Origin of the sequence: Arthrobacter oryzae, assembly GCF_037911235.1 — a bacterium.
GTDB lineage: Bacteria > Actinomycetota > Actinomycetes > Actinomycetales > Micrococcaceae > Arthrobacter > Arthrobacter oryzae_E.
In genome coordinates, this window is record NZ_JBBLYW010000010.1 from 20933 (window position 1) to 44365 (window position 23433).

Genomic DNA, 23433 nt, shown 5'->3' on the forward strand with positions numbered 1-23433 from the left:
ATAACGACATCTACTGCCAGTCAGTTGGGAGAAAGTGGGCTGAGGGGGCCCTAGCCTTCCGGCGCGTCGGCGATGGCGCGGCCGCGGACCTTCCGGACGTGCTCGGCCATGGCTGATGCGGCCTTCTCGGGGTCCCCCGTGGCCAGCGCGTCAAGGACGGCCTGGTGTTCGGCGATGGCGTTCTCTGCATCCGTGATGCCCACGCCGCCGAACAGCCGGAAGCGCTGAACCTGGCCACCGAGTGCGGCATACGCCGCCACCATGAACTGGTTTCCGGTTTGTTCGGCGATGAGCCGGTGAAAGCGTTCGTCGGCTTCGAGGTAGTCCCGGTACTCAGCGAATGACGGTCCACGCGGCGCGGTTCTCAAGTCGGTCACGGCCTGCTCCAGCTGGGCAAGCCGCTCGGGGGTCAGCCGTGCGCAGGCCAGCCGCGCATTCACCGGCTCAATGGCGAGCCGTGCCTCCATGAGTTCTGCGAAGTCCTCACGCGTGAAGACTGGAGCCACCCGGTACCCCTTGAGGGCGACCCGACGGACCATGCCGGTGTGTTCCAGCCTTGCCAGGGCTTCGCGGACCGGGGTGGGCGAGACGTCGAGGTCCCGGGCTGTCCCGTCAATGCTGACGGTGGCGCCGGGCTCGAGCCGGCCGTCCATCAGCGATTCCAGCAGTTCCTCGTAGACGTGGTCGGCGAGCACTTGGCGGCTCACGGGCTTGCCTTTGCGGCTGCCGGGACTGTTGATCTGGGAGGGGCGCTGCATGTTCAGATCCTATAGGGCTGGCCGGGAGCAGCGGAGATGGCAGGTCACAATACGGGAGCAGGCGGGCGCAATGGAGTTGCGCCCGCCTGCTGATGGAGCCTCCGAAAGCCCGGTCCCGGAGGAGGCTAGTTCGCGGATTCCTCGTAGAACGGGTAGTCCGTGTACCCCTCTGCGCCGTCGGCGTAGAAGGTGGCCTGGTCCGGCTCGTTCACGGGCAGGCCTTCGCGCCAGCGGCGGACGAGGTCGGGGTTGGCGATGGCCGGACGGCCAACCACCACGGCGTCCGCATGGCCGTCGGCCACCAGCGAGATGGCTTCCTCACGGGTGGTGATGACGCCAAACCCGGTGTTGACGAGGAAGGTGCCGTTGAAACGCGCACGCAGGTCCTGGACCAGTTCGCTGGTGGGTTCCTTGTGCAGGATGCTCAGGTAGGCCAGGTTCAGCGGCGCGATGGCATCCACCAGCAGGCCATAGGTCTCGCGGACATCTGCGGCATCCGTTTCGAGAGCGCCCTGAACGTTGTGCGCTGGTGAGATCCGGATGCCCACACGGTCCGCGCCGACCGCCTCAACCACAGCCTGCACCACCTCGATGACGAAGCGCGCCCGGTTCTCGGGCGAGCCGCCGTAGATGTCGTCGCGCTGGTTCGACGACGGAGCAAGGAATTCGTGCAGCAGGTAACCGTTGGCGGAGTGCAGCTCCACGCCGTCGAACCCCGCCTCGATCGCGTTCAGCGATCCCTGGACGATTTCCTGGCGGATGCCGGGCAGTTCGTCGGAGGTCAGGGCATGCGGCACGGGGTGGGCCTGCTTGCCTTTGTACGTGCGGGTTTCTGCCTCGACGGCGATGGCGCTGGGCGCGACCACCTGGTGGCCGCCGTTGATGTCCTCGTGCGAAACCCGCCCGCCGTGCATGATCTGCGCGAAGATCCGGCCGCCTTCGGCATGGACAGCGTCCGTGACCTTCTTCCAGCCGGCAATTTGCTCCGGGGTGACAATCCCGGGCTGCCCCGGGTACGAGCGCCCGGCCGGGCTCGGGTACGTGCCCTCGCTGACGATCAGGCCAAGCGAGGCGCGCTGGCGGTAGTGCTCCGCAACGATCGGGGCAGGTACTCCCTCCTCGCCCGAGCGGAGACGGGTCAGCGGCGCCATCACCAGGCGGTTGGGCAGTTCAAGCTCACCAAGGGTCAACGGGGAAAACAGCATGCGCAGTTCCTTTCAAAGCGGATTGGGTCCACCGGTACCAACTGCGAGGCGCATGCAACTATTCCAGCTGAGACTCGGATCACTACGGGTGGACGATGATCTTCACCGCCGTGTCGTTGTGGTGGATCAGGGTGTCGAAGCCTTTGTCCACCAGATCGTCCAATGCAATCCGTCCGGTGATAAACGGCTTGAGGTCTACCTTGCCCTCCTGGACGAGTTTGATGGCGGCCGCGTGGTCGCCGCGGTAGGCAATCGTTCCGCGAAGGTCGATCTCCTTGAGGACGATCTTCTGCATGTCCACGGTGGCCGGCCGTCCCCAGATGGACACGTTGACCACCACTCCGGCGGGCTTGACGACGTCGAGCATCGTGTCCAGAACGGCGTTCACGCCGGCGCATTCGAACGCGGCGTCCGCGCCCGCTCCCCCGGTCAGTTCCAGCACCCGCGCCTTGACGTCGACCGCGCTGGGGTCGAGGACATGATCGGCGACGCCGGACGACGTGGCTTTCTCCTTGCGCGCGGCGGACAGTTCGGTCACCACGGTGGTGACCCCCAGCCCTTTCAGGACTGCCGCCGTGAGCAGTCCGATGGGGCCCGCACCGCCGACGACGGCGACGTCCCCGGCTTTGACGCCGCTGCGGCCGACGGCGTGATAGGCCACTGCCAGCGGTTCGATGAGCGCGGCTTCGTCGAGTGGAATGTCGCCAACGGGGTGGACCCACCGCGAGTCGACCACGATCTTTTCGCTCAGTCCCCCGCCGCCGCCGGCCAGCCCGATGAAGCCCAAGTTGGTGCACAGGTTGTAGTTGCCCGCACGGCACGGACCGCATTCGTCACAGACGAAGTAGGGCTCCACCACCACGCTGTCTCCGATGGCGAGCCCGGTCACGCCCTCGCCCAGTTCCTCCACCGTGCCGGAGAACTCGTGGCCCAGGGTGACCGGCGCGGCCTCGTGTGACAGCCCGTGGGGGTGTCCGGGCGGCGGCGTGAAGATGGGCCCTTCCAGGAATTCATGGAGGTCAGTGCCGCAGATCCCGCACCAGGCGACCGCGATCTTCACCGCTCCGGGGCGCAGCTCCGGTTCCGGAACATCTTCGATCCGGAGATCCTCGCGGGCGTGGAAACGTGCTGCTTTCATGATATTTTTTCCTTCGCATGGGGTGCCGTGGATGCGCCCGGGAGGCGCATCCACGGCATGTCGTTGGAACGTCACAGCAGGTGGCCGTCACCCCAGTGTGGTTCCCGGGAGAGGGATTGTCACGGCCTGCTGGTTAGCGGGTGTGGTGGCTCGGCTGGAGCTCGTAAACGGGTGTCGGCAGGCCCTCCATCCTTGCCTTGAGCTGCAGCGCCAGGTAGTTGGAGTAGTGGCGGCTCTGGTGCAGGTTGCCGCCGTGGATCCAGAGATTCTCGACATTCGTGGGTTTCCACATGTTGCGGAGTTCGCCTTCCCAGGGCCCCGGGTCCTTGGGGGTGTCCGAGCCGAATCCCCAGCACTTGCCGACGGCGTCGGCAACCTCGGGCGAGACCAGGTCGGCAAGCCAGCCGTTCATGGAACCGTAGCCGGTGGCATAAATGATGACGTCGGCCTCGAGCTCCGCGCCGCTGTCCATGACCACTGCGTTGCCGGTGATCTTGGTGACTTGCCCGTTCGCGAGCTTGACCCGGCCATCGATGATCAGCTGGGATGCGCCGACGTCGATGTAGTAGCCGGAGCCGCGCCTGAGGTACTTCAGGAAAAGGCCCGAACCGTCCACGCCGAAATCCAGGTCGAAGCCGGCGGCCTCAAGCTGGGAGTAGAACCCGGCATCGCGCCTGGCCATCTCTTCGTAAACCGGGATTTGGGCCTCCGGCAGGATCCGGTACGGCAAGGATGCGAACAGGAGGTCCGCCTTCTCCGTGGTGACGCCGTTGGCCAGTGCCTTCTCCGAGTAGAGGTCGCCGAGCGCAAGATCCATGAGCGATTCGCTCCGGGCAATGTGCGTGGAGGACCGCTGGACCATGGTGACTTCCGCGCCGTGTTCCCACAGGTCCGCGCAGATGTCGTGGGCCGAGTTGTTGGACCCGATCACCACGGCCTTCTTGCCTGTCCAGTCCCCGCCGCCCGGGTGCTTGGACGAGTGGTACTGCTGCCCCAGGAAGGACTCGGCGCCGTCGAACGCTGGAACGTTCGGGTATCCGGAGACGCCCAACGCGAAGACGAGCTGCTTGGGCCGCAAGGTGACCGGTTCGCCGTCGCGCATTACTTGCACGATCCACTCCTGGGACGCTTCATCGAAGCGGGCGTTGGTGCACTCGGTCTTGGACCAGTAGTTGAGCTCCATGATCCGGGTGTAGTGCTCCAGCCAGTCGCCGATTTTGTCCTTGGCCGCGAAAACGGGCCAGTCGTCGGGGAACTTCATGTACGGGAGGTGGTCATACCAGACGGGATCGTGCAGGTGGAGCGACTTGTAGCGGTTCCGCCACGAGTCACCGGGCTTCTCGTTCTTCTCGATGATGATCGTGGGTACCCCGAGCCGGCGCAGCCTCGCGCCCAGTCCGATACCGCCCTGCCCGCCGCCGATGATGACCGTGTACGGCTGGTCCTCGTATCCGAGGCGGGCTTCCTGCTCCTCTTTGAGCTCCAGCCACGACTTGCGGCCCTTGGTGATCTGGTGCGCCACCCCCTTCTCGCGGTTCGGGCCCTTCTTCTCCTCGAATCCCTTGAGCTCCTTCATGGTGGTGAGCAGCGTCCAGCATTTGCCGTCGCGGATGCGCACATGGGCATGGCCCCGCGCCTGGGCGGTTTCGAAGTCCACCCACGCCTCGGTGTTCGCGGCATCGCCGGTGGCATCCTCGGCGAGCGCCCAGTTCGTGGGCTGAACATCCGCGAGTGTGGCGTCCAGCATGCGCTTGATGTCGGCCTTGCCCTCGAGCGTCTTGAGGTTCCAGGTGAAGGAAACAAAGTCGCGCCAGTAGGGTTCGTCCTCGAACAGCTGTAGGGCGGCATCCGTGTCCTTGCTGCGCAGCGCCTCATCGAACTGCGCCAGCCAGGCCTCCACGATGCCGTTAGGTGTCTCAGGCATGATTCCTCTTTTCGTTGCTGACAGTGGGCCATGCCCGGTCCGCCTCGCGATGACCGGCCCGTGACCCGCATCACAAGTAAAAGACGCCGGGGGTTACAATCGAGTGACACGGCCCCCTTCCCGGTTCTTCGGGCGGTCCGGCACGATTCGATGACGAGTTGGGAGACTGCGGATGCGGAAGGGCACCGGCGCGATCACCCATCTTCCCGACCTGAGGTTCACCGCGCCGGCGGAGTACGCCCGCACGTTGCGCAAAGCCCATGAAGCCACGATTTCGGGCAGTCCGGATCCGTCAATTTCCCCGGCCCTGATCAGGTCCTGGCAGCGTTCGCTGGCGCTGGGCATCGACCCTGACCAGCACAGGCCGGTTCACCGGCACGAGGTATCTGAGGCGCGCTCGCTCAGTGCCGGTCACCGCCTGGCAAGCGTGATGCCGGCGTTGTCCCAGTTGCTGGCTGACGAGTCCGCTGCGGGCCGCCACCTCCTGATCGTCACCGATCAGCAGGGTGAAGTGCTGTGGCGGGTTGGCAGCGGGCAGGCGCTGAGGCTGGCCGACTCCTTGGAGTTCGTCGAGGGCGCTGACTGGTCCGAAGCGGGCGTCGGGACCAATGCCATCAGCGAGGCCCTGGTGACTGGCGCACCGGCGCAGTTGTTCTCTGCAGAGCACCTGGTGCGCACCCATCACGACTGGGCCTGCACGGCTGCGCCCATCCGCGACCCGTACACGGGAGAAGTGGTGGGAGTGCTCGATGTTTCCGGCCCCTTCGAATCGGTGACGCCGGACAGCCTGCGCATGGTGCGCTGCGGAGTGCGGCTGGCCGAGGAATTGCTGAAGTCTGCCGGCGCTCCGGCCGCCAGGCAGCAGAGTGCCGGCGTGCGTTCCACGCTGATGCTGACGTTGTTGGGTGACAGGCCGGGTGCCGAGGTCGACGGCGGCGCGCGGCTCCCGCTGACCCTGCGCCGCGCCGAGATCCTGGCGCTGCTGGCCTCCCGGACCCAGGGGTGGAGTGCCGATGAGTTGGCGTACCAGCTTCATGGCGAGGACGGCGCCGCGACAGCCATCAGGACCGAGATGCATCGAATCCGCGGAGTCCTGGGCAACGTGGTGGAACCCAATCCGTACCGCTTCTCGCCGGGCATCCGCGTGGTCACGGACGCAGCCGTAGTCGCCGGACACTTGCGAGCCGGCCGGCTCAGGGAAGCGCTGGCCGCGTACCCTGCGAAGCTGCTCAACCGTTCGACCAACCTGTCCGTTGAGCTGATGCGGGACGAACTCAACGAAGCCGTGGGCGCGTCCGTCCGGTCCAGCGGGGACGCCCAACTCATTCTGCGGTGGTGCGCGAGCGACATGGGTGCATCAGATACCGAAGCAGCCACAGCGATGGCCAGCCTCATCGGGCCAGGAGATCCCCGCTTTCAGTTGGTCCGGGCGCGGATGGAACGGGTGGACCGGGAGTTGCAGTCCTGATGACGTTAGGCTGCCGGGTTGGTGCCTAGGGTGCTGGCGCGGCACCCGGGCAGCCCTGGCCCTGCGGGTTCCTGATGCAGTCGTCGGCGTAGTTGCGGGTGACGGAGCGCCACACGCTGACGGTCTGCGGCGGCGAACTGAACTGTCCCTGACCGGGGATGGGCAGCGGCGGGCCGTTATTGACGGAGTACGTTCCCTGAAAGTGGGTTGTCAGCACAACCTGGAAGTCGCCCGTTTGGGTGTAGATGTGGCTGGTCCGCGTCTTCTCGCCCCACCGGTCCTGCGGTAGTGGGCCGCCTGCCGACGGCTGGGGTCCAAACGTTGTCCCGTCACCGTAGTTCCACGTGTACTGGACCGGTGTTGCGACGACGTGGACCTTCTGGGCCAGGATCGTGATGTCGAATTGTTGCTCGGCCGAGTCTGCATAGAAATTTGTCTCCGCGCCGCGCAGGGTGTGCGGACTCGGCTGGGCAGTGACGGTTCCGGCAGCCACCGGCAGTTTCTGGAACTCGCTCTGGATCATGGCCGCGATGCGGGGAAGTAGATCTTCAGGCCTGGGGTCGAAGAGGCACGTCGGACCGGAATGAAAAGTCCAGGCTGGGTTCGGGATTCCTTTAGGCGCTTTCAGCCACACGACCGGGATTCCATCCTTGCCGTCGGGGCCGTTCTTGCATTCCAACTGTCGCGCCAAGCACGGAGTGTCAAAGTCCGCCCCGCCCAAGTGGCACTGGAGTTCATATTTGTACTGGTTGGGATCTGTATTGGGGGCACCGGGTTCCCGCGGCCCTACCTTCCCAGTAGATGGATCGACAGTCCAAGCATCGACGTCGACACCGTGATTCCCGAATCCCGAATCCACGCCGCTATCGTCTCCAACTGCGACTGCCGGCCCTGGCGGGACGACGACTGACACGACGCAGATGGCGGCCAAGAGAACAAGGCGAATTCGCCAATGCATCCACTTTTTCATCGGACCGGGTGTAGCCCACTGAGATACCAGCCACCGTCTTTGAATTCAATCAGCATTACATTTCCAGTGTCCGACGGAGGTGTCGGCGACCGGAATTCGTTGCCCCCGGGCGCCATATAGGAGATAGCCGCCTGCTGCACCTGCACAAGGACTTGGTATGTCTCATCTGATTCTGGGATGAATGTCGTTGTAACCGACGGGGTGACTAACTTTCCGCCGACGATCCACTTGTCGGCTTCATAGTTCTTCGTTAGCGAGTTGGTGATATTCGAGCAAAGCTCACATGTCGGTGATGTCACAGCCCCCAAGCGCGAGACGTCCCCAGTTTCGTAGGCATAGTTCAGCAAGTCGAACCAATGGCCTGAGAAAGCTAGCAGCCCCTCCTTCGTCTCCGCCTTCGCTGCCTCAGGCAACACTGGAACCGGGACGTTCTGCGCCTTGCCTTTCGCGTCAGCCGGCTTGTAGACGGCGGATGGTGTGGGCGTCGCACTCGGCGTGGGGGTGGCCGACGCGGATGCTGAAGCCGACGCGGAACTGGGGTCGTTGCCTGGCGAGTTACCCCCTCCGTTGCACGCTGTGAGGACCAGCACCGAGGCGGCGAAAACTGCAGCGGCGGAATAGCGCAACCGGGCCAGAGTCGAAGTACGAGATGTCATGGGCAGCTATTCCCCCGATAGTTTCAAGACGTCCGAGCCGCCCGGTAACAATTCCGGACAACGATTAAAGGGTAACTGAGGTCACACTTTGATGCTCAAAGTTATCCACAGGCACTTTCTCTGGTCTACCACCGAGGGCCATCGATGAAAAGTCATACCGCCGGATCAACGCAGCTGCCCCTTTCCCTCAACGTCAACGCCAAGCCTTTGTTGACTCCCCACAAAACCTGCAACAAAAACCCGAACTAGCGTCAGTGGAGACCAGCCGAACCCGCAAAAAGGACCGCATCAATGACGATTCAGGGAAACCTCGCCACAACCTACGCAATCCTTGAAACAGCCCGCCAACAGGTCCTCGAAGACGGCATCGGCCTGACGCAGTCGCAGCTCGAGCAAGTCCTCCGCCTCCCGGACGCAGCCCTTCCCGCCGCCCTCCAGCTGGCCCACGAAGTGCGCCTGAAACACTGCGGGGAGGACGTCGAAGTCGAAGGCATCATCTCCATCAAGACCGGAGGCTGCCCCGAGGACTGCCACTTCTGCAGCCAGTCCGGCCTGTTCGACTCCCCCGTCCGGGGCGTCTGGCTCGACATCCCGGAACTGGTCAAGGCCGCCAAGGAAACCGCCGCCACCGGTGCCACCGAGTTCTGCATCGTCGCCGCCGTCCGCGGCCCCGACATCAAGCTCATGAACCAGATCAAGTTCGCGATCGACCGCATCAACGAAGCCGTGGACATCAACATCGCCTGCTCCCTGGGCATGCTCACCCAGCGCCAGGTGGACCAGCTCGCTGAGTGGGGCGTGCACCGCTACAACCACAACCTCGAAACCGCCCGCAGCTACTTCCCCGAAGTGGTCACCACCCACAGCTACGAAGAACGCTTGGACACCTGCAACATGGTCAAGGCCGCCGGCATGGAACTGTGCTGCGGCGCCCTGATCGGCATGGGCGAAACCCTTGAACAGCGCGCCGAACTCGCCGCCCAGCTCGCAGCCCTCGAACCCCACGAAGTCCCGCTGAACTTCCTCAACCCCCGCCCCGGAACCCCGCTCGAAAACCAGGGAATCATGGACGGCAAGGACGCTCTGCGTGCGATCGCCGCGTTCCGCCTCGCCATGCCCCGCACCGTGCTGCGCTACGCTGGCGGCAGGGAACTGACCCTCGGGGACCTCGGCACCCGCGAAGGCCTCCTCGGCGGCATCAACGCCGTCATCGTCGGCAACTACCTCACCACCCTCGGCCGCCCCGCCACGGCCGATCTCAACCTCCTGGTCGAACTCAACATGCCCATCAAGGAACTCCAGAAGACACTATGAACGGGGTTTCCAAAGACTCGACCACCGCTGCGTTTTGCGGACACTGCGGCGAACCGTCCGACGGCGGCGCCGGCCCGACGTCGGACGTTCACCGCCGCTGCGGCGAGCACCTCACGCTGGAACCGCCGCGCTACTGCGCCACCTGCCGGCGCCGCATGAAAGTCCAGGTCACACCGACAGGCTGGACCGCTGAATGCTCCCGTCATGGTTCCACCGAAATGAGAATGCGTCCTTAAGACACTGGCCAACGCCTGCCACTGGCTGAACAATAAGCACATGATGTTCACACATGCCGACGGCAATCCCATTCTCAACCTTGACGATGACCAGTCGTGGAAGCTCATTGAGGGCACCAAGCACGGCCGGCTGGTAGTGACTGTGGCAGGCGAACCGGATATCTTTCCGGTCAACTACGCCGCGAGCGACCGGAAGCTCTACCTCCGGACCGCGCCCGGAAACAAGCTCGCGGAGCTGACAATCAATGCCAAAGTCCTCTTTGAGACGGACGGCATCTTGTCCGACGAGGCCTGGTCCGTGGTGCTTCGCGGAACTGCGCGGGTCCTTGACCAATCCGCGGATATCGCGGCCGCGGAATCGCTCGGATTGAAGCCCTGGGTTCCCACGCTGAAGGACTTTTACGTGGAGATCGAGCCGGTGTCGGTCAGCGGACGGCACTTCCAGTTCGGGGAACATCCCGAGCGGGAAATCTAGGATTGCGGCCGGGCCTCGCGGCCTGGCCGGCCGCCTAGACTTGACTCATGGCTGACCAGCTGACTCCCGAACGGCGCAGCTGGAACATGTCCAGGATCCGGGGCAAGAACACGAAGCCGGAGCTGCTGGTGCGGAGCCTCCTGCACGCGAAGGGCTACCGCTACCGTCTGCACGGCAGCGCGCGCGGCGGAAAGCTCCCGGGAAATCCCGACTTGGTGTTCGCCGGACGGCACAAGGTCATTTTCGTCAACGGCTGCTTCTGGCATTTCCACGACTGTAAAGCGGGTCAGCACGCTCCCAAGGCCAACGCGGAGTTCTGGGAGACGAAACGCACCCGAACAAAAAACCGCGACGCCGAACAGCGCCGGCTCCTCGAAGCGTCCGGCTGGAAGGTACTCACCGTCTGGGAATGCGAGCTCAAGGACGTCTCCGCCTTGGAAGATCATCTGGAACAGTTCCTGGCCTGAAGGAGGCCCGGCAACACTCGGCAACTAAGAGGTGCGGCGGGCGGCCAGTGCGGAGCTGAACGCTGCGGCCGACGCGTCGCTGCTGTTGATCCGCCAATCGGTTTCCTTCTGCAGATGGAACCAGACGAAACCCACCACGTCCGGCTGGGCGGCAAGATAGCTGACCAGGTCCGTGTTCCACTGGGCCTTTGCGCCCCCGGCTTCGGCGGAGGCGGTCTCGGCGATGAGTATGGGGAGTCCCGGAGCGAGTGTTCGCAGCTGGGCTATTCCGGGCGCGAAGAGATCCTGTGGCGAAATCCAGCTGCTCCACGACGCCGAGATCCCCCAGTTGTACCCGTCGAGGGCCACGACGTCCACGTAACTGGCGCCCGGGAACAGCCCGGCAAGATTGGTGGAGCCAGAGTACGGAACATTCGGGCTCCACACCCAGGACACGTTACTGGCGCCGGTCGCCGCAACGACGTCGTGCACATGCCGCCAGGCTTGGACGTAGTCCCCGGCCTGGTTGCCGTTCACGCCTTCCGCCCACGGATACCAGTTTCCATTCATCTCATGCGCGAACCTCAGTTGGACCGGCTGGCCCCAGGACGCCAGCTCCTGCCCCCACTGAGCTATGTGGGCATCAAAGTCGCCCGCGGCGATCCTGTCCAGTGCGTAGGCCGGCTGCGTCAGCCCACCGCCCCAGGCCCACGGCTCCCAGGTGATCAGCGGGACGGCTCCGCGCGCACGCACGGCGTTCATCTCAGCAAGGGGCGGAGCCTGCAGGAAGTCCTTGTAGAAAAGCACGCTGGACGGGCTTTCCCCCGCAAGCTGTGAGACTTCATCCAGTTCGGCGCTGGCCAGCGGGCCGCCCGCGGTTGCGACCCCGAAGCGGAGCGCCGCCGTGCTGACGGGAGGGATGACGGGAACGGAAGAAGTGACCGTGAAAACGGATGAAGCTTTGATGGAGGAAGTCTTCGCTGTGATGGTCAGCGGTCCAGGGGCCGCAACCGGGATGGTGATGGACGTGCTGAAGGCACCGGAGGCCGCCGTCTTGAAGGAAAAAGTGGCGGACCCGACTATCACGGTTCCCGTGGTGGAAACCTTGAATCCCGTTCCGCTGACAGTCACCGCTGAACCTGCCGGGCCGGTGTTCGGGTTGAGGTAGACCTGGGCCGCCGCGGCCGCCGCAGCAGGGGCCGCGTGGACGGGCTGGACGGCCACCAGGGCCAGGCCCAGTCCCACCACCAAGGCAGTAACAGCACTCCTGACGATCCTGAACACAGCAGTCCCCCGCAATCAGCTGGTGGCCCGGAGGCCACAGGTCAGTTCGGTGCCGGCAGGCACTTGTCCCGATCCTAAATGCAGATCGCCGGGTCTCATCAAGATTGGCGCAAATTTCTGCCGGAAACCGCCTTCCGCCCTCTGCGGAGCCCTACTGTAAAGGAAGCAAGGTTGTGGCAGCACCCGTTATCCCGGTTGTGCAGGGCCAAGGGAAGGGGCGTCCAATGGATGGACAGGATGGCGTCGGCCACCCCTACGTGGACCCGTCCGTGCTGCAATCACTCCGCTGTGAACTTGAGCCGGACGCTGAGTACTGCGACGTCTTCGTGAACAGTTACATCCAGCAGCTGCCGAGGCGGCTCGATCGGCTCCGCCACGCGGTGGAGGCCATGGACCTGGATGCAGCCATGGATGCCGTCCTGAGCGTGAAGACCTCCAGCATGATGGTGGGCGCGGCGTACCTGGGCCGGCTGGCGGATGAGCTCGAAACCATCCTGAAGCATTTGGAATCGCACCCGGAAACCGAAGCTGAACGGCCGCCCCGGGTTCAGTTGGCGCTGCTGGAAAGCATGGATGCGTGCACCGGGCAGACCGTTGCCGGCCTCGCGGCGGCCGCCGCGGCGTAAGTCGGAGCGGCGGCGGCCGCCGCGGCGTGAGTCGGAGCGACGGCGGCCGCCGCGGCGCAAGACGGAGACGGAGTCAGCGTTCGGCCGGGGCCAACCGGTAGCCGACGCCCCGCACCGTCTGCAGCCAGCGCGGGTTCTGCGGACTGTCGCCCAGCTTCTTGCGGAGGTTTCCCATGTGCACCTCGACGGAGCGCTCGTCGGCTTCCGAAATGTAGCCTCCGACGTCGTAAGGTTCGTCCCGCAACCGCCTCACCAGTTCCGATTTGGTCCGCACCATCCGGCCCGCCTCGAGAAGGGCGTGCAGCAGGTCGAACTCGGTTCGGGTCAGGTGCAATTCACGCCCGTCCACGCTTACGGTGCGCGCATCGTAGCTGAACTCAAGGCCGTTGTGCGTCAGCGTCCGGCCCGTGCCGGCGGCGACGGCAGGTGCCTTGCCCCCGTTGGAGGAGTCCGACGTCGAACGCGGACGCCGCATCATGGCGGCAACCCGCGCGCGCAGTTCGCGGGGACGGAAGGGCTTGGTCAGGTAGTCGTCCGCCCCGGATTCCAGGCCGATGAGGGTATCCAGTTCCTCGGCCCGGGCGGTCAGCATCACGATGTAGGCGTCGGAGAATTCCCGGATCTGGCGGGCCACTTCGAAGCCGTCGATGTCCGGGAGGCCCAGGTCCAGGGTGATGACGGCGGGGTTGAGGTCCTTGGCGGCGATCACTCCGGCCGCCCCGCTGCTGGCCACCTGGACGTCGAACCCGGCCTGGACCAGCACCACCCGCACCAGCTCACGGATGTCGTGGTCATCCTCGATTACCAGACCCACACGTGATTCACTCATCGCAGCCCCCTCAGTCCGCTCGATACCGTCAGAAGTATAGCGCTCGGCGGATATCGTGGGAGGTATGCGTCCAGTAAACCGCACGTCTTTAATTACCCTGCCATGAGCGGCAACGTCACGTGGGACCTTGCATCCGGCCGGATACTCTTCTTCCGCCGGCCATTCCACGAGTACTCGCTGCGGGGCCGTGTCACCTTCAGCCAGATGCCGCTATCCATCACTGCCGGGCTCACCGCCGTGCTGATGCTGCTGTTCTTCCCCGGGACGCTGGGTAATCCCCTGTTCGTCGCGTTCCTGGTCTCGCAGATCGTGATCCTGGCCTTGTGCTACCTCACGCCTTGGGAGCGGCTGCCGTTCGGGAGCTTCCTGGTGATTCCCGTCCTTGACTTCGTCTCCATCGCACTGGGACGGGAGGGCGGGCAGGAGGGCCTGACAGGGATCAGCCTGCTGGCCGTCTTCCCCGTCATCTGGCTCTGCGCCTCCGGGTTTTACCCCCGGGCTTCCCTGCTGGTCTCCTTCCTCGCACCCCTGGGCATCATCTGGGTGCCCCTGTTCCTCCGCGGCGACGTCAGCGGCCAGGATTTGGCGCGGACCCTGCTGCTGCCGGTGATGATGCTGGGGATCGGCGTATCCGTGAGCGTGCTGACGCTCAGCATGGTCCGCCAGCAACGGGACCTGGAAGAGAAGGACGCTCAACTGCGGGTCACATTGAAAGAGAGCAAGAGGCAGGAAGGCCTGCTGAACTCCGTGCTGGAAACGGTGCATCTGGGCGTCCTGGCAGTGGACGCGGACGGGCACGACGTCCTGATGAACCGGAAGCAGCGGGAAAATCACCGGCTTGCCACGCCTCCGGGGAATGACGATCCGAATGAATCCCAGCTCCTGGTGTTCCAGCCCGACCGGACCACAAAGGTACCGGTCGAAGAACGGCCGGTCCGCCGTGCCGTGCTGGGCGAAAGTTTCACGGACAACCTGGTGTGGCTTGGCAGCGGAAGTGGACAGCGCGCCATCACCACCAGCGCCCGCGCCATGCGGGACCAGGACGGCGCCTTCGCCGGCTCGGTGATCGTGTTCAGCGACGTCACCGACCTGGTCAACGCACTGGCGGCCAAGGACGACTTTGCAGCCAACGTGTCCCACGAGTTCCGGACGCCGCTGACCTCAATCCTCGGCTACGCGGAACTTCTGCTGGACGACCATGACGGAGTGTCGGAATCCCACCGTGAACCGCTCATGATCATCCGCCGAAATTCCGAGCGCCTGCTGGGGCTGGTGTCGGATCTGCTGGCCAGCCGGAGCGGGCAGCTGATCGTCAGCCCGCAGGCGGTGAATGTGGCCGAACTTGTCCGCGCCAGCATCAGTGCCGCGCTCCCCCGCGCCGCCGCAGCCAAGGTCCGGCTCCGGGCGGCCGTTCCCGAACGGCTGGAGGCCCATGTGGATTCCGGGCGGATGTCGCAGGTACTGGACAACCTTGTGTCCAACGCCATCAAGTACTCGCCCAACGGCGGCGACGTGGTGGTGTCGCTGGAGTCAGAGGGGCAGGACGTGGTGTGCCAAGTACGGGATACAGGCATGGGCATGAGCGACGAGGACCAGGCCGAGGTGTTTACGAAATTCTTCCGGACCGGCAATGTGCGGAACACTTCCATCCCGGGCGTGGGGCTCGGCCTGTCCATCACCAAGGCCATTGTTGAAGCGCACGGCGGGAGCATCCAGCTTCGCAGCGCCTTGGGCGAAGGCACCACGTTCACCGTCAGGGTGCCGGCCTAGGGACTGGCCAGCAGTCCGGCGGTCGTCGTCAGGTCTGTGGCCGGAACTGCTCAATGAGCGTCCGGGCCATTGCCTGCGCACGCTTGGCGGCGTCCGCATCGCCTTCCGTCGCGGAGATGATGGACCCCTTCATGAGGATGTGCCACGACCGGGAGAAATCCTCGGTGTCCCGCAGCCCAGCTTCCTCGGCGAGCTGCTGGACGTGGCCGCGAATCCGGGCAAGGTAGTCGATGCTTGCCCGTCCCAGCGGATGGTTGGCGCCCATTTCCAGCAGGATGTTGATGAAGGAGCACGCCTCAAAGTCGTCGCGCCGGAACCAGTCCCCAAAAACATCGAAGATGGCCAGCAGCTGCTCAGCGGGTGTCCCGCCGCGGCGGCGAGCCTCAGCGACGATCATGTCCACGGTCCACACCCGGTCGCGCTGCTCGAGGAACGCAAGCACCAGTTCGTCCTTGGACGCAAAATGCCGGTAGAACGTTGCCTTGGCCACGCCTGCCCGGCTGATCAGCTCATTGACGCCCACGTCACGGATCCCGCGGCGGGCGAAGAGCTGGTATGCCGTATCGACAATCCGCTGCCTCGCGTCGGCGCCAGTCATCGCAGCCGCGCCCTCCAGGGCAGGCTCTACCGACACATGTGCTGGCGTGGGACTCATTACAAATAGTCTAGCCGAGAGGAAGACAGACTTGTCTGTCTAAGATAATATTCTTAACATTCCGGTCGGTCGAATCCTGGCGTTTGAGCCAGGGCGCTTGTGCCACAGGAGGTAAGAGATGCCGAAGAAAATGTTGTCCGCCATTGAGTCCCACGAGGGAGATTCGCGGCGGGCGCGGTCCGGGATCCATGCCGTTGGGGGGCCCGTCCGCGGGCGCGTGAATCTTGAGCCGATTCGTCACCAGTCGTGGGAAATCATCAATGCAATCTTGACGGACACCGATCCGGAAGGGTCCGAAATCCGCAATCAGCTGCGCCGTTGCCTCAACGAGAACCAGGGCAACCCTGAGAGGGCTTTGCTCATGCACCTCATGTCAATGCCGGGCCGCTCCGAGCCTGCAGTCATTGATTAAGTCCTGCCTGCCGCACCACTTCGCCCCAGGACTGCTGTGCCAGGTCAGCAACAGCTGCCAGGATGTCCGACGGCGGCAGGGACAGATCAAGCGGGTACTCCACCACGTCGATGTCGGTGTTAAGGATGCGGCGGAGCTTCATTTCCCCCGCGCCTGCGTACACAAGCCAGGCCGTGGGGACGCGTAGGGCCGTGCAGTAGGCCAGCATCTGGAAGTGGTCCGCGGACAGCGACGCTCCCTCGTCCGTGGCCGCCCGGTACTTCGTGTCATAGACCACCACGGGACGGCCGCCCAGCAGGTGCACCGCGTCCGGGTTCACCGTCAGCCGGTCGGAGTCGCGCACGGCCTCGTTCAGCAGTGCGTTGTACTGCAGCCGCATCTCTCCGGGATGGGCAGCCATGGCTTCGCGGAGGGCAGTTCCCACAAAATCCTCGAACACCTGCCCCATGTCCACCACGAACGACGCCGTCTGTTGCTTTCCGTCGCCCGCCTCGGCTGAGGCGTTGCGCAGGATCACCTCGGAGAGGCGGAGCACGGCGTGGTAGCGGGCGTTCATCCGGGTGGCCTGCCACGGCGGAAGGGGCGCTCCGGACTGAAGGCGCGTGACGGCGTCGAGCTTTCCCTTCAGCTGCCGCAGGCGGCTCTGAACGTCAGGCCGCACGCGCGGAACCTGGGCCATGCGCTCCAGGGCGGCCCGGAGGATGCGATTCTCCGCGATGTCCTCGGTGAATTCGTCATACGAGACTTCCAGCGGCACCAGCATTCCGGGCCGGCGTGAGATCTGGTCCGAAATCCGGATCCTGCCCTTCACCGTGCGCAGCGATTCGTCGACGGTGAGGTATCCCTGCAGGACGCCGCGGCTCAGGGCGCGGTCGGCGAGCTGTGCCAGGGATTCCGCGAGCGCGCTCCACAGGTCCGAGTCTTCGACGGCGGCCACGGGGTCGTCGCGGAAGCCCTGGTTTCCCGCATAGCTGAGGAGGAACAGCAGCCGGTTGAGGCCGAGCCGGTCCTTGGGCCGGACTTCCAGCTGCACCGTGGGCGTCCGCACCGACCCCACCATGCCCACCGGCTCGATCCTGAACAGGCCCATGCCCATGGGCGACGCCTTGGCCAGGCCGCTGGCGTTCACAAACGCCGCGCTTGCTGCGTCGAGTTTGTCCACCACGCCGCCGGACATCTCGTCCAGGATGATGTGGCGCACGGCCTTGCCGGCGCTGGAGGGCTGCCGCGCCGGCCGCGGTGGCACAGCCACCGGCGTTCCCTTGTCGGGGAGCAGCCCGTTAGCGGGACGCAAGGCGGCTCAGAAGCTGCTCAAGCCCGAAGCGCTCCTGCAGCTGTGCCCGGTTCAGCTGGCCGTGGTAGTGCTCCTCCAGGAGCGGCATGAGCTCGTATTTCCAGATCCGGCGCAGGCCGGAGGGGGTCTGGGCTGCCTTCTTCATGAAGTAGGACGGCCCGATCATGAGGTCACGGTCCCACTCATCAATCGCATCGTTGAGGGCGTCGAGGAGGAGGGCCGGGGTGGTGTCCAGGTTCCGGGCCTGCAGGAAGCGGAGCAGGGAGCCCTTCACCGGTTCCGTTTTGGGATGCAGCTCGATGAACGAGAACCGCCGGCGGATGGCGGCGTCCATCATGGCGATGGAGCGGTCCGCGGTGTTCATGGTGCCGATGATGTACAGGTTGTCCGGGAGGGTGAACGGCTCGTTGGGGCTGTACTGCAGGTAAATGCGGTCGTCACGGTACTCCAGCAGGAAGTACAGTTCACCGAAAACCTTGGCCAGGTTGGCACGGTTCATCTCATCGATGATCAGGAAGTACGGCTTGTTTTCGTTGCCGGGCTTGGCAGCCTCTTCCGCGAGGCGGCGCAGCGGTCCGGCCACAAGTTTGAAGGAGACCTGTCCCTCGTCGGTCTTGTCCGGCCGGAAGCCTTCGAAGAAGTCCTCGTAGGCATAGGAGGGGTGGAACTGCACCAGCTTGACGCGTTCATCGGTGCTGTCCCCGGCAAGCTCGGCCGCCAGGTGCTTGGCAAGGTACGTCTTTCCCGTCCCGGGCGGGCCGTAGAGCACCAGCTGCCGGTTCTCCTCCAGGAGTTCGGCGATTTCCTGCAGCGGTTCGAGGTCCATGTGCAGGGACGCGGCGAACTCCTCCGTCAGGGGACGGAACCCCTCCGGAACCTGTTCGACGACGGCGGCCGGCGCGGCGGCGTCGTCGGCCTCCGACTCCGCTTCGGCGGGCAGCAGCGCCTGCAGCGCCTGCACCACCCGGGTGACGTCCACGACGACACCCGGCGTGGCCAGCTGGCGCTGGACGTGGCGGGGAAGGTCAGCCATGTTGTGTGCTTCGTCGAACCAGCGGACCTTGCGGCGCATCCGGCGGTTGTCCTCGTTGTGCTCCGGCTCGCCCAGGACCCCGCCCAGGCGGACGGCGCCGGCGTGCTGGTACAGGACCAGGTCGCCCGGCTTCATCACCGTGAGGAAGGCAAAAACGGCGGTTTTGTTGTCCTCGCGCTCCACGTAACCCAGGTGCTTGTAGTCCTCGTCGACGGCGTGCTGCACGACGCCCGCGGTGACTCCGGGGTCCAGAAGCCGCAGATGTTCGACGTCGAGTGTCACCTTCTCCTCGCTGTGCCACGCAGCGAGGAGGTCCTTCACGTCATGGTGCGTACGCAGGAGCCAGGCGCGGCGGCCGGGATCCCCCACCTTGCGCCACTGGCTCACCAGCTGGCGGGCATACCAGTCGATCCGCTGGCCCGCCTGCTTGTCCAGGTAGAGACGGATGCGGTGGATGTCAGCGGTGATTTCTGCTTCGCTGTCACCCTTGGCGCCGCCCACCAAAGAAGCGAAGGCATCCCGGATTTCCTGCCGCTCCACGTCAGCCACCACCGGTTCGAAGTAGCTGGGCCATGCGAGGTACTCGATACTGCGCCGGATCGCGGGCTGGTCATCCGGCGTTCCCGACGCGAGCTGATGGAAGGCAAGGGGATCCTTCAAAGCCTTGGTCATGGCATTGGTGGACTGCTGGTCAACATGCTGCACGAAGCGGCACAGCCACTTCAGGTGGTCCCAGATGGTCCAGTTGAATTCGGCGGTGCGGTCGCGGATGACACCGTGGTCCGTCATGCCTTGATAGAGCTCGTCCGGCAGCTCCAGCGGCGGCTCCAGCCAGGAGGCCGCCTCGGCCACCCGGGCACGCTTGACTTTCAACGACTTGACCTCGTGCGCCAGCGGCAGCGACTGGAGGAACAGCAGCTCAACGGCCAGCTGTTTGGCGGCGTGCGAGGCGTCCGACAGGTTTTGCCGGAGGTTGGTCATCATGGGCGCTTTGGAGTCGGCGACGCCCCTTTCCAGCCGCTCCAGGAGTTCCCCGGCAGCAGCGGTGGTCCATGTCTGGGTCTGTCCGTCCAACGCCGACGGCTTGCCCTGCAGGCCGGCCCCGAGGACAAACCACGCCGCGTCCTCAATCTCCTTGGAGATTCCGGGGGCGCGGGTCATGGCAGGCTTCGCGGTGGGGGTCATGCCTTCAAATTTACAGGGTTAACCTGAGCGGCAGCACCACGGGACTCCACAGGTTACTGCCCGGTAGCACCTAAGGCATTATGTATGTTTACTTGGCGGCCCCCGTGGCTTTCGGCCCTATGAACGCGGGAGTGGCGGGCATAGGCTGGCGGCACCGAAAGGAGCGTGCCATGACTTTCCAAGATGTCACACAGAAGATGTTCACGGCCATTAGGGGCACCGGGCTCACCCGCGGACCGGACAGGTGGCTTGGCGGCGTGTGCGGCGGAATAGCGGCAAAGCTTGGCGTGGACCCCAACGCAGCGAGGATCGTTTTCCTGGTCCTGGCCTTGGTGCCGGGCCCGGCCGCCACGTTCTACATCTGGGCCTGGATCCTCCTGCCGGACAGCACCACAGGCCGTATCTACCTCGAGTCCTGGCTGAGTAACGACTCCGCCACCTGAGCCGAGCCGTGACGCAGGCAGACCCGGCGCAGACGGGTGCGGACCAAGCTGACGCCGCGCCACGCATCGCAGGCCCTCTGACCGGAGTCCCGCTGCCCGCAAGCCCGCTGACCGCAGCCCCGCTGACCGGACTCAGCGCCCGCGAGGTGCAGTCACGAACGGACGCCGGATACACCAACAAGTCCTCCACGCGCCCGTCGCGGACGCTCTGGCATATCTTCAGGGCTAACGTCCTGACTCTTTTCAACGGAATCATTGCCGCGTGTTTCCTGATCATGCTGCTGCTTAACGAGTGGAAGGATGCGCTCTTCGGGTTCTCGGCCACCGCGAACGCCATCATCGGGATCGTCCAGGAGTACAGGGCCAAACGGGCGCTGGACCGGCTGGCCGTCCTCACGGCGCCGCGTGCCCGGGTGGTCCGCGACGGGGCAGTCACCGAAATCCCGCACGCTGCCGTGGTGCGGGACGACGTGCTGCTGCTCCGCGCGGGCGATCAGGTAGTGGCCGACTCCGTGGTGCTCAGCGCGGAGGGACTTGAGCTGGATGAGTCCCTCCTGACCGGGGAGTCCAAGCCGGTTGACAAGGCCGCCGACGCTGAAATCCTCTCCGGGTCAAGCGTGGTGGCGGGCACAGGCATGGCACGCGCCGTGAGGGTGGGAGACGATTCCTTCGCTAGCCGGCTGACCGCCGAAGCCCGGCGGTTTTCACTGGTCAATTCTGAGATCCGCAGCAGCCTGAACCGTTTGCTCCGATGGATCGCGTGGGCGCTGCTGCCCATCATGGCGGTGGTGGCCAATGGCCAGATCCAGGCCGCTGGAGGCTGGGATCCGGCCTTTGCCAGCGGCACCTGGCGGGAGGCGCTGGTGGGCGCGGTGGCCAGCGTCACCGCCATGATTCCCCTGGGCCTCGTTCTGATGACCAGCCTGGCCTTCGCCGTGGGCGCCGTCCGGTTGAGCCGGAACATGGTCCTCATCCAGGAACTGCCCGCCGTGGAGGTCCTGGCCCGGGTGGACATGCTTTGCATCGATAAGACCGGGACCCTCACCGAGGGAGGCATGAGCTTCGATGCCCTGCATCCGGTGGGATCGGTGTTTCCTGACGGACTGGAACTGGCCCTGGGCAGATTCGCTGCCACCGGTGGTAATGCCACCGCCGGTTGCCTCGCCGTCGTGTTTGCCGATGACGGCAGACTTCGGCCGTTGGTGTTGGTGCCCTTCTCATCCGCCCGCAAATGGAGCGCCCTGAGCCTTGGCCGCGCCAGCCCGGCACCGGGGACCTGGGTCCTGGGCGCTCCGGAGCTTGTGCTGGACGCAGGGGCACCGGGCAACGGGGAGGCGCTGGAACAGGCGGCCGCGCTGGCGGCGAGCGGATTGAGGACCTTGGTCCTCGCCCACCGGTCCGCGGCACTCACGCCGCAGGAGGCGGAGCAGGACGGGCCTCCGCGGGCGGTGACGGCTGCGGCGCTGCTGACCTTCCGCGAAACCATTCGGCGCGACGCCGCAGAGACCCTGGCCTACTTCCGGCGGCAGGGTGTCCAGGTGAAAGTTTTCTCCGGCGACGATCCGCGGACCGTGGAGTCCGTTGCCCGGGAAGTGGGCCTGGCGGCGGACGGTTACGATGCACGAACGCTCCCGGCAGACGCTGATGCCCTGGCCCGTGTCCTGGCGGAACACCACGTTTTTGGCCGCGTCACACCTGCCCAGAAGCAGGCAATGGTCAAAGCATTGCAGGATCAGGGCCATATCGTGGCCATGACCGGAGACGGCGTGAACGACACCCTGGCGTTGAAGGCGGCGGACATCGGGATCGCCATGAACACGGCTGCTGCTGCCACCAAGGCAGTGTCACGGCTGGTGCTGCTGGATGGCAGTTTCTCCCGCCTACCGGAGATCGTGGCGGAGGGCAGGCGCGTCATTGCGAACACCGAGACGGTGGCGACGATCTTCCTGACGAAAACGGCGTACGCCGTGGCGCTGTCCGTAGTGTTCGGTGCGCTGCTGTGGGGCTTCCCGTTCCTGCCGCGCCAGATGTCCATCACCGATGCCCTCACCATCGGGATTCCGGCATTCTTCCTTGCGTTGATGCCCAATGCCGGGCGCTACGTGCCCGGGTTCCTGCGGCGGTCGCTGGCCTTTGCCGTCCCGGCAGGGCTGGTTGTTGCCACAGCAGTGCTCGCGGTGAATGTCGTTGCCGCGCTGACCGGGGCGGCCCCGGACGTCACCCGGACAGGTTCTGTGCTGGCACTTTCGGTCATTGCCCTGTGGGTGCTGGCAGTCCGGTCACGGCCGCTGAACGGCTGGCGGCTGCTGGTTATTGCCGCGATGGTCACTGGACTGGCCGTGCTGCTGACCCTGCCGGCTGCCACCGGTTTCTTCGAACTGCCGACCCTGCCGCCAGACCTGCTGGCCGTCTCCCTCGGCGTGGGAACCGCCGGGAGCGCCGCCATAGAAGTCCTGGGCCGGTGGCATCGGCGCCGGTACAGCCAGCAGAGCTAGCGGGCAGTTGCCGCCGAGCGCCGGGGCAGGTTCTTCCGCCCGAACGCGAAATAGCTTCCCGGACCGACAAAGTTGATCAGCGTAACCATGCGCCACACGGCCTTGCTGCCGCGGATCTGTTCGGCCGGCCGCCTGGAAATGTCACGCTGGGCCGCAATCAGGAGTGAAAGTTGCACCGCCCCCACAATGACGGTCCCGACGCGTGCCAGCGGCGGCAGGTCCTTCCAGGACTTCTTCCTGGTGTCCTTCTTCGTGGCCATGGCCGGTGCTCCTTGCTTCAGTTGGTTGGTGCTTCGTGCTGGCGGTCATCTAGTGACGATCATAGGGACGCAGCCCCGCCCCGGGTAGGGGCTTTGGGCTCAGGCCGTGAACGGGGCCATCCGCTCCTTCTGCTCCGGAGTCAGGCGGAGCACCCTGCCGGTTCCCTCATCCACGAAGGCCAGGTGGGTGGTGGCCTTGACGCAGTCTTCCCGGGTCACCGGGTCCTGCAGCAGGTAGTGGATGTCGAAGCTGGCGCCTTTGACGGCGCCGATCCACAGCTGGACCACTGCCGGCACATTCCGGTATTCGAGCGTCCTGACGTAGCGGATCTTGTGCTCCACCACCAAGGCCATGGTGCCCTCTTCGACGTCGTTGAAAAGGGCCACCTGCGGTTCGACGCCAGGCAGTCCGGCGCCGCGGGGAGGTCCAAAGGCCGCGATGCGGGCTTCCTCCAAAATCCGCACCACCTGCACGTTGTTGACATGGCCGTAAGCGTCCATGTCTCCCCAGCGCATCGGTACCAGGACCTCAATGCGCCGGTCGGCCGACGGGGCGG

General features: G+C 65.2%; 22 protein-coding genes. 9 read left to right on the forward strand and 13 right to left on the reverse strand.

The annotated features are described in order from the left end of the window. Nucleotides 1–50 precede the first annotated feature (50 nt). From WMN78_RS03100 to WMN78_RS03115, 4 genes are all read right to left on the reverse strand, one after another. Nucleotides 51–758, reverse strand: a complete 708-nt coding sequence (locus tag WMN78_RS03100; protein WP_340531953.1) for a GntR family transcriptional regulator — start codon at nt 756–758, stop codon at nt 51–53. 125 nt (nt 759–883) lie between these two features. Continuing rightward, a complete protein-coding gene (locus WMN78_RS03105) occupies nt 884–1963 on the reverse strand; it encodes an alkene reductase (RefSeq protein ID WP_340531954.1) in 1080 nt (359 codons plus the stop codon). A gap of 82 nt (nt 1964–2045) precedes the next feature. Next, nucleotides 2046–3101, reverse strand: a complete 1056-nt coding sequence (locus WMN78_RS03110) for a 2,3-butanediol dehydrogenase (protein ID WP_340531955.1) — start codon at nt 3099–3101, stop codon at nt 2046–2048. A gap of 133 nt (nt 3102–3234) precedes the next feature. Then, nucleotides 3235–5025, reverse strand: a complete 1791-nt coding sequence (locus WMN78_RS03115; RefSeq protein ID WP_340531956.1) for an NAD(P)/FAD-dependent oxidoreductase — start codon at nt 5023–5025, stop codon at nt 3235–3237. A gap of 172 nt (nt 5026–5197) precedes the next feature. Here WMN78_RS03115 and WMN78_RS03120 point away from each other — a divergent pair, with 172 nt between their 5' ends. After that, nucleotides 5198–6493: a GAF domain-containing protein gene (locus WMN78_RS03120; RefSeq protein ID WP_340531957.1), complete on the forward strand. Its 1296-nt coding sequence runs from the start codon at nt 5198–5200 to the stop codon at nt 6491–6493. A gap of 25 nt (nt 6494–6518) precedes the next feature. Here the strand turns inward: WMN78_RS03120 and WMN78_RS03125 are convergent, their stop codons facing one another. Both WMN78_RS03125 and WMN78_RS21105 read right to left on the reverse strand, forming a co-directional pair. Then, nucleotides 6519–7016, reverse strand: a complete 498-nt coding sequence (locus WMN78_RS03125) for a PKD domain-containing protein (protein ID WP_340531958.1) — start codon at nt 7014–7016, stop codon at nt 6519–6521. A gap of 443 nt (nt 7017–7459) precedes the next feature. After that, nucleotides 7460–8119, reverse strand: a complete 660-nt coding sequence (locus WMN78_RS21105) for a DUF6318 family protein (protein WP_425341106.1) — start codon at nt 8117–8119, stop codon at nt 7460–7462. Between the two features lie 291 nt (nt 8120–8410). Between WMN78_RS21105 and bioB the strand changes: the two genes are divergently transcribed. The 3 genes from bioB (at nt 8411) to WMN78_RS03140 (ending at nt 10611) form a co-directional block, all read left to right on the forward strand. Continuing rightward, nucleotides 8411–9433, forward strand: coding sequence for a biotin synthase BioB (bioB, locus tag WMN78_RS03130; RefSeq protein WP_340531959.1), 1023 nt, complete (start codon nt 8411–8413; stop codon nt 9431–9433). Between the two features lie 276 nt (nt 9434–9709). After that, on the forward strand, nt 9710–10144 hold the full coding sequence (locus WMN78_RS03135; protein ID WP_340531960.1) for a pyridoxamine 5'-phosphate oxidase family protein: 435 nt from the start codon (nt 9710–9712) through the stop codon (nt 10142–10144). A gap of 47 nt (nt 10145–10191) precedes the next feature. Continuing rightward, nucleotides 10192–10611, forward strand: coding sequence for a very short patch repair endonuclease (locus WMN78_RS03140; protein ID WP_340531961.1), 420 nt, complete (start codon nt 10192–10194; stop codon nt 10609–10611). Between the two features lie 24 nt (nt 10612–10635). On the opposite strand, the gene WMN78_RS03145 is transcribed toward WMN78_RS03140, so the two are convergent. Further along, entirely contained in the window at nt 10636–11874 is a 1239-nt protein-coding gene (locus WMN78_RS03145; protein WP_340531962.1) for a glycoside hydrolase family 26 protein, read from the reverse strand. A 224-nt stretch (nt 11875–12098) separates the two neighbouring features. Between WMN78_RS03145 and WMN78_RS03150 the strand changes: the two genes are divergently transcribed. Then, entirely contained in the window at nt 12099–12500 is a 402-nt protein-coding gene (locus WMN78_RS03150) for an Hpt domain-containing protein (RefSeq protein WP_340531963.1), read from the forward strand. A 73-nt stretch (nt 12501–12573) separates the two neighbouring features. Here WMN78_RS03150 and WMN78_RS03155 read toward each other — a convergent pair whose 3' ends face one another. After that, on the reverse strand, nt 12574–13329 hold the full coding sequence (locus tag WMN78_RS03155) for a response regulator transcription factor (RefSeq protein WP_340531964.1): 756 nt from the start codon (nt 13327–13329) through the stop codon (nt 12574–12576). 102 nt (nt 13330–13431) lie between these two features. On the opposite strand from WMN78_RS03155, the gene WMN78_RS03160 reads away from it, so the two are divergent. Then, the gene (locus WMN78_RS03160) at nt 13432–15099 is read left to right on the forward strand and encodes a HAMP domain-containing sensor histidine kinase (protein WP_340531965.1); all 1668 of its coding nucleotides are present in this window, start codon (nt 13432–13434) and stop codon (nt 15097–15099) included. A gap of 28 nt (nt 15100–15127) precedes the next feature. Here WMN78_RS03160 and WMN78_RS03165 read toward each other — a convergent pair whose 3' ends face one another. Further along, nucleotides 15128–15697 (reverse strand): helix-turn-helix domain-containing protein, encoded by a 570-nt coding sequence (locus WMN78_RS03165; protein ID WP_340532141.1) that lies wholly within the window; start codon nt 15695–15697, stop codon nt 15128–15130. Between the two features lie 175 nt (nt 15698–15872). On the opposite strand from WMN78_RS03165, the gene WMN78_RS03170 reads away from it, so the two are divergent. Next, nucleotides 15873–16166 carry a hypothetical protein gene (locus WMN78_RS03170; RefSeq protein WP_340531966.1) on the forward strand — a complete coding sequence of 98 codons (294 nt, stop codon included), beginning with the start codon at nt 15873–15875 and terminating at the stop codon, nt 16164–16166. Here the strand turns inward: WMN78_RS03170 and WMN78_RS03175 are convergent. Both WMN78_RS03175 and WMN78_RS03180 read right to left on the reverse strand, forming a co-directional pair. Continuing rightward, nucleotides 16156–17352 carry an McrC family protein gene (locus WMN78_RS03175; protein WP_425341108.1) on the reverse strand — a complete coding sequence of 399 codons (1197 nt, stop codon included), beginning with the start codon at nt 17350–17352 and terminating at the stop codon, nt 16156–16158. The genes WMN78_RS03170 and WMN78_RS03175 overlap by 11 nt on opposite strands. Nucleotides 17353–17446: 94 nt before the next feature. Further along, nucleotides 17447–19678 carry an McrB family protein gene (locus WMN78_RS03180; protein ID WP_340531967.1) on the reverse strand — a complete coding sequence of 744 codons (2232 nt, stop codon included), beginning with the start codon at nt 19676–19678 and terminating at the stop codon, nt 17447–17449. Between the two features lie 170 nt (nt 19679–19848). Here WMN78_RS03180 and WMN78_RS03185 point away from each other — a divergent pair, with 170 nt between their 5' ends. Beyond that, nucleotides 19849–20121, forward strand: a complete 273-nt coding sequence (locus tag WMN78_RS03185; RefSeq protein WP_340531968.1) for a PspC domain-containing protein — start codon at nt 19849–19851, stop codon at nt 20119–20121. Nucleotides 20122–20129: 8 nt separating this feature from the next. Further along, on the forward strand, nt 20130–22616 hold the full coding sequence (locus WMN78_RS03190; RefSeq protein ID WP_340531969.1) for an HAD-IC family P-type ATPase: 2487 nt from the start codon (nt 20130–20132) through the stop codon (nt 22614–22616). Here the strand turns inward: WMN78_RS03190 and WMN78_RS03195 are convergent. After that, nucleotides 22613–22876 (reverse strand): PLDc N-terminal domain-containing protein, encoded by a 264-nt coding sequence (locus WMN78_RS03195; RefSeq protein WP_340531970.1) that lies wholly within the window; start codon nt 22874–22876, stop codon nt 22613–22615. The two genes, WMN78_RS03190 and WMN78_RS03195, sit on opposite strands and share 4 nt — an antisense overlap. Nucleotides 22877–22975: 99 nt before the next feature. After that, complete coding sequence (locus WMN78_RS03200) at nt 22976–23392, reverse strand: acyl-CoA thioesterase (RefSeq protein WP_340532143.1); 417 nt, start codon at nt 23390–23392, stop codon at nt 22976–22978. Nucleotides 23393–23433 lie beyond the last annotated feature (41 nt).

What these genes read in the sequence shown, in the direction of transcription:
- WMN78_RS03100 (WP_340531953.1), bottom strand. Translation starts at nt 758, where the DNA reads ATGCAGCGCCCCTCCCAGATCAACAGTCCCGGCAGCCGCAAAGGCAAG.
- WMN78_RS03105 (WP_340531954.1), bottom strand. Translation starts at nt 1,963, where the DNA reads ATGCTGTTTTCCCCGTTGACCCTTGGTGAGCTTGAACTGCCCAACCGC.
- WMN78_RS03110 (WP_340531955.1), bottom strand. Translation starts at nt 3,101, where the DNA reads ATGAAAGCAGCACGTTTCCACGCCCGCGAGGATCTCCGGATCGAAGAT.
- WMN78_RS03115 (WP_340531956.1), bottom strand. Translation starts at nt 5,025, where the DNA reads ATGCCTGAGACACCTAACGGCATCGTGGAGGCCTGGCTGGCGCAGTTC.
- WMN78_RS03120 (WP_340531957.1), top strand. Translation starts at nt 5,198, where the DNA reads ATGCGGAAGGGCACCGGCGCGATCACCCATCTTCCCGACCTGAGGTTC.
- WMN78_RS03125 (WP_340531958.1), bottom strand. Translation starts at nt 7,016, where the DNA reads ATGATCCAGAGCGAGTTCCAGAAACTGCCGGTGGCTGCCGGAACCGTC.
- WMN78_RS21105 (WP_425341106.1), bottom strand. Translation starts at nt 8,119, where the DNA reads ATGACATCTCGTACTTCGACTCTGGCCCGGTTGCGCTATTCCGCCGCT.
- bioB (WP_340531959.1), top strand. Translation starts at nt 8,411, where the DNA reads ATGACGATTCAGGGAAACCTCGCCACAACCTACGCAATCCTTGAAACA.
- WMN78_RS03135 (WP_340531960.1), top strand. Translation starts at nt 9,710, where the DNA reads ATGATGTTCACACATGCCGACGGCAATCCCATTCTCAACCTTGACGAT.
- WMN78_RS03140 (WP_340531961.1), top strand. Translation starts at nt 10,192, where the DNA reads ATGGCTGACCAGCTGACTCCCGAACGGCGCAGCTGGAACATGTCCAGG.
- WMN78_RS03150 (WP_340531963.1), top strand. Translation starts at nt 12,099, where the DNA reads ATGGATGGACAGGATGGCGTCGGCCACCCCTACGTGGACCCGTCCGTG.
- WMN78_RS03155 (WP_340531964.1), bottom strand. Translation starts at nt 13,329, where the DNA reads ATGAGTGAATCACGTGTGGGTCTGGTAATCGAGGATGACCACGACATC.
- WMN78_RS03160 (WP_340531965.1), top strand. Translation starts at nt 13,432, where the DNA reads ATGAGCGGCAACGTCACGTGGGACCTTGCATCCGGCCGGATACTCTTC.
- WMN78_RS03165 (WP_340532141.1), bottom strand. Translation starts at nt 15,697, where the DNA reads ATGACTGGCGCCGACGCGAGGCAGCGGATTGTCGATACGGCATACCAG.
- WMN78_RS03170 (WP_340531966.1), top strand. Translation starts at nt 15,873, where the DNA reads ATGCCGAAGAAAATGTTGTCCGCCATTGAGTCCCACGAGGGAGATTCG.
- WMN78_RS03180 (WP_340531967.1), bottom strand. Translation starts at nt 19,678, where the DNA reads ATGACCCCCACCGCGAAGCCTGCCATGACCCGCGCCCCCGGAATCTCC.
- WMN78_RS03185 (WP_340531968.1), top strand. Translation starts at nt 19,849, where the DNA reads ATGACTTTCCAAGATGTCACACAGAAGATGTTCACGGCCATTAGGGGC.
- WMN78_RS03195 (WP_340531970.1), bottom strand. Translation starts at nt 22,876, where the DNA reads ATGGCCACGAAGAAGGACACCAGGAAGAAGTCCTGGAAGGACCTGCCG.
- WMN78_RS03200 (WP_340532143.1), bottom strand. Translation starts at nt 23,392, where the DNA reads ATGCGCTGGGGAGACATGGACGCTTACGGCCATGTCAACAACGTGCAG.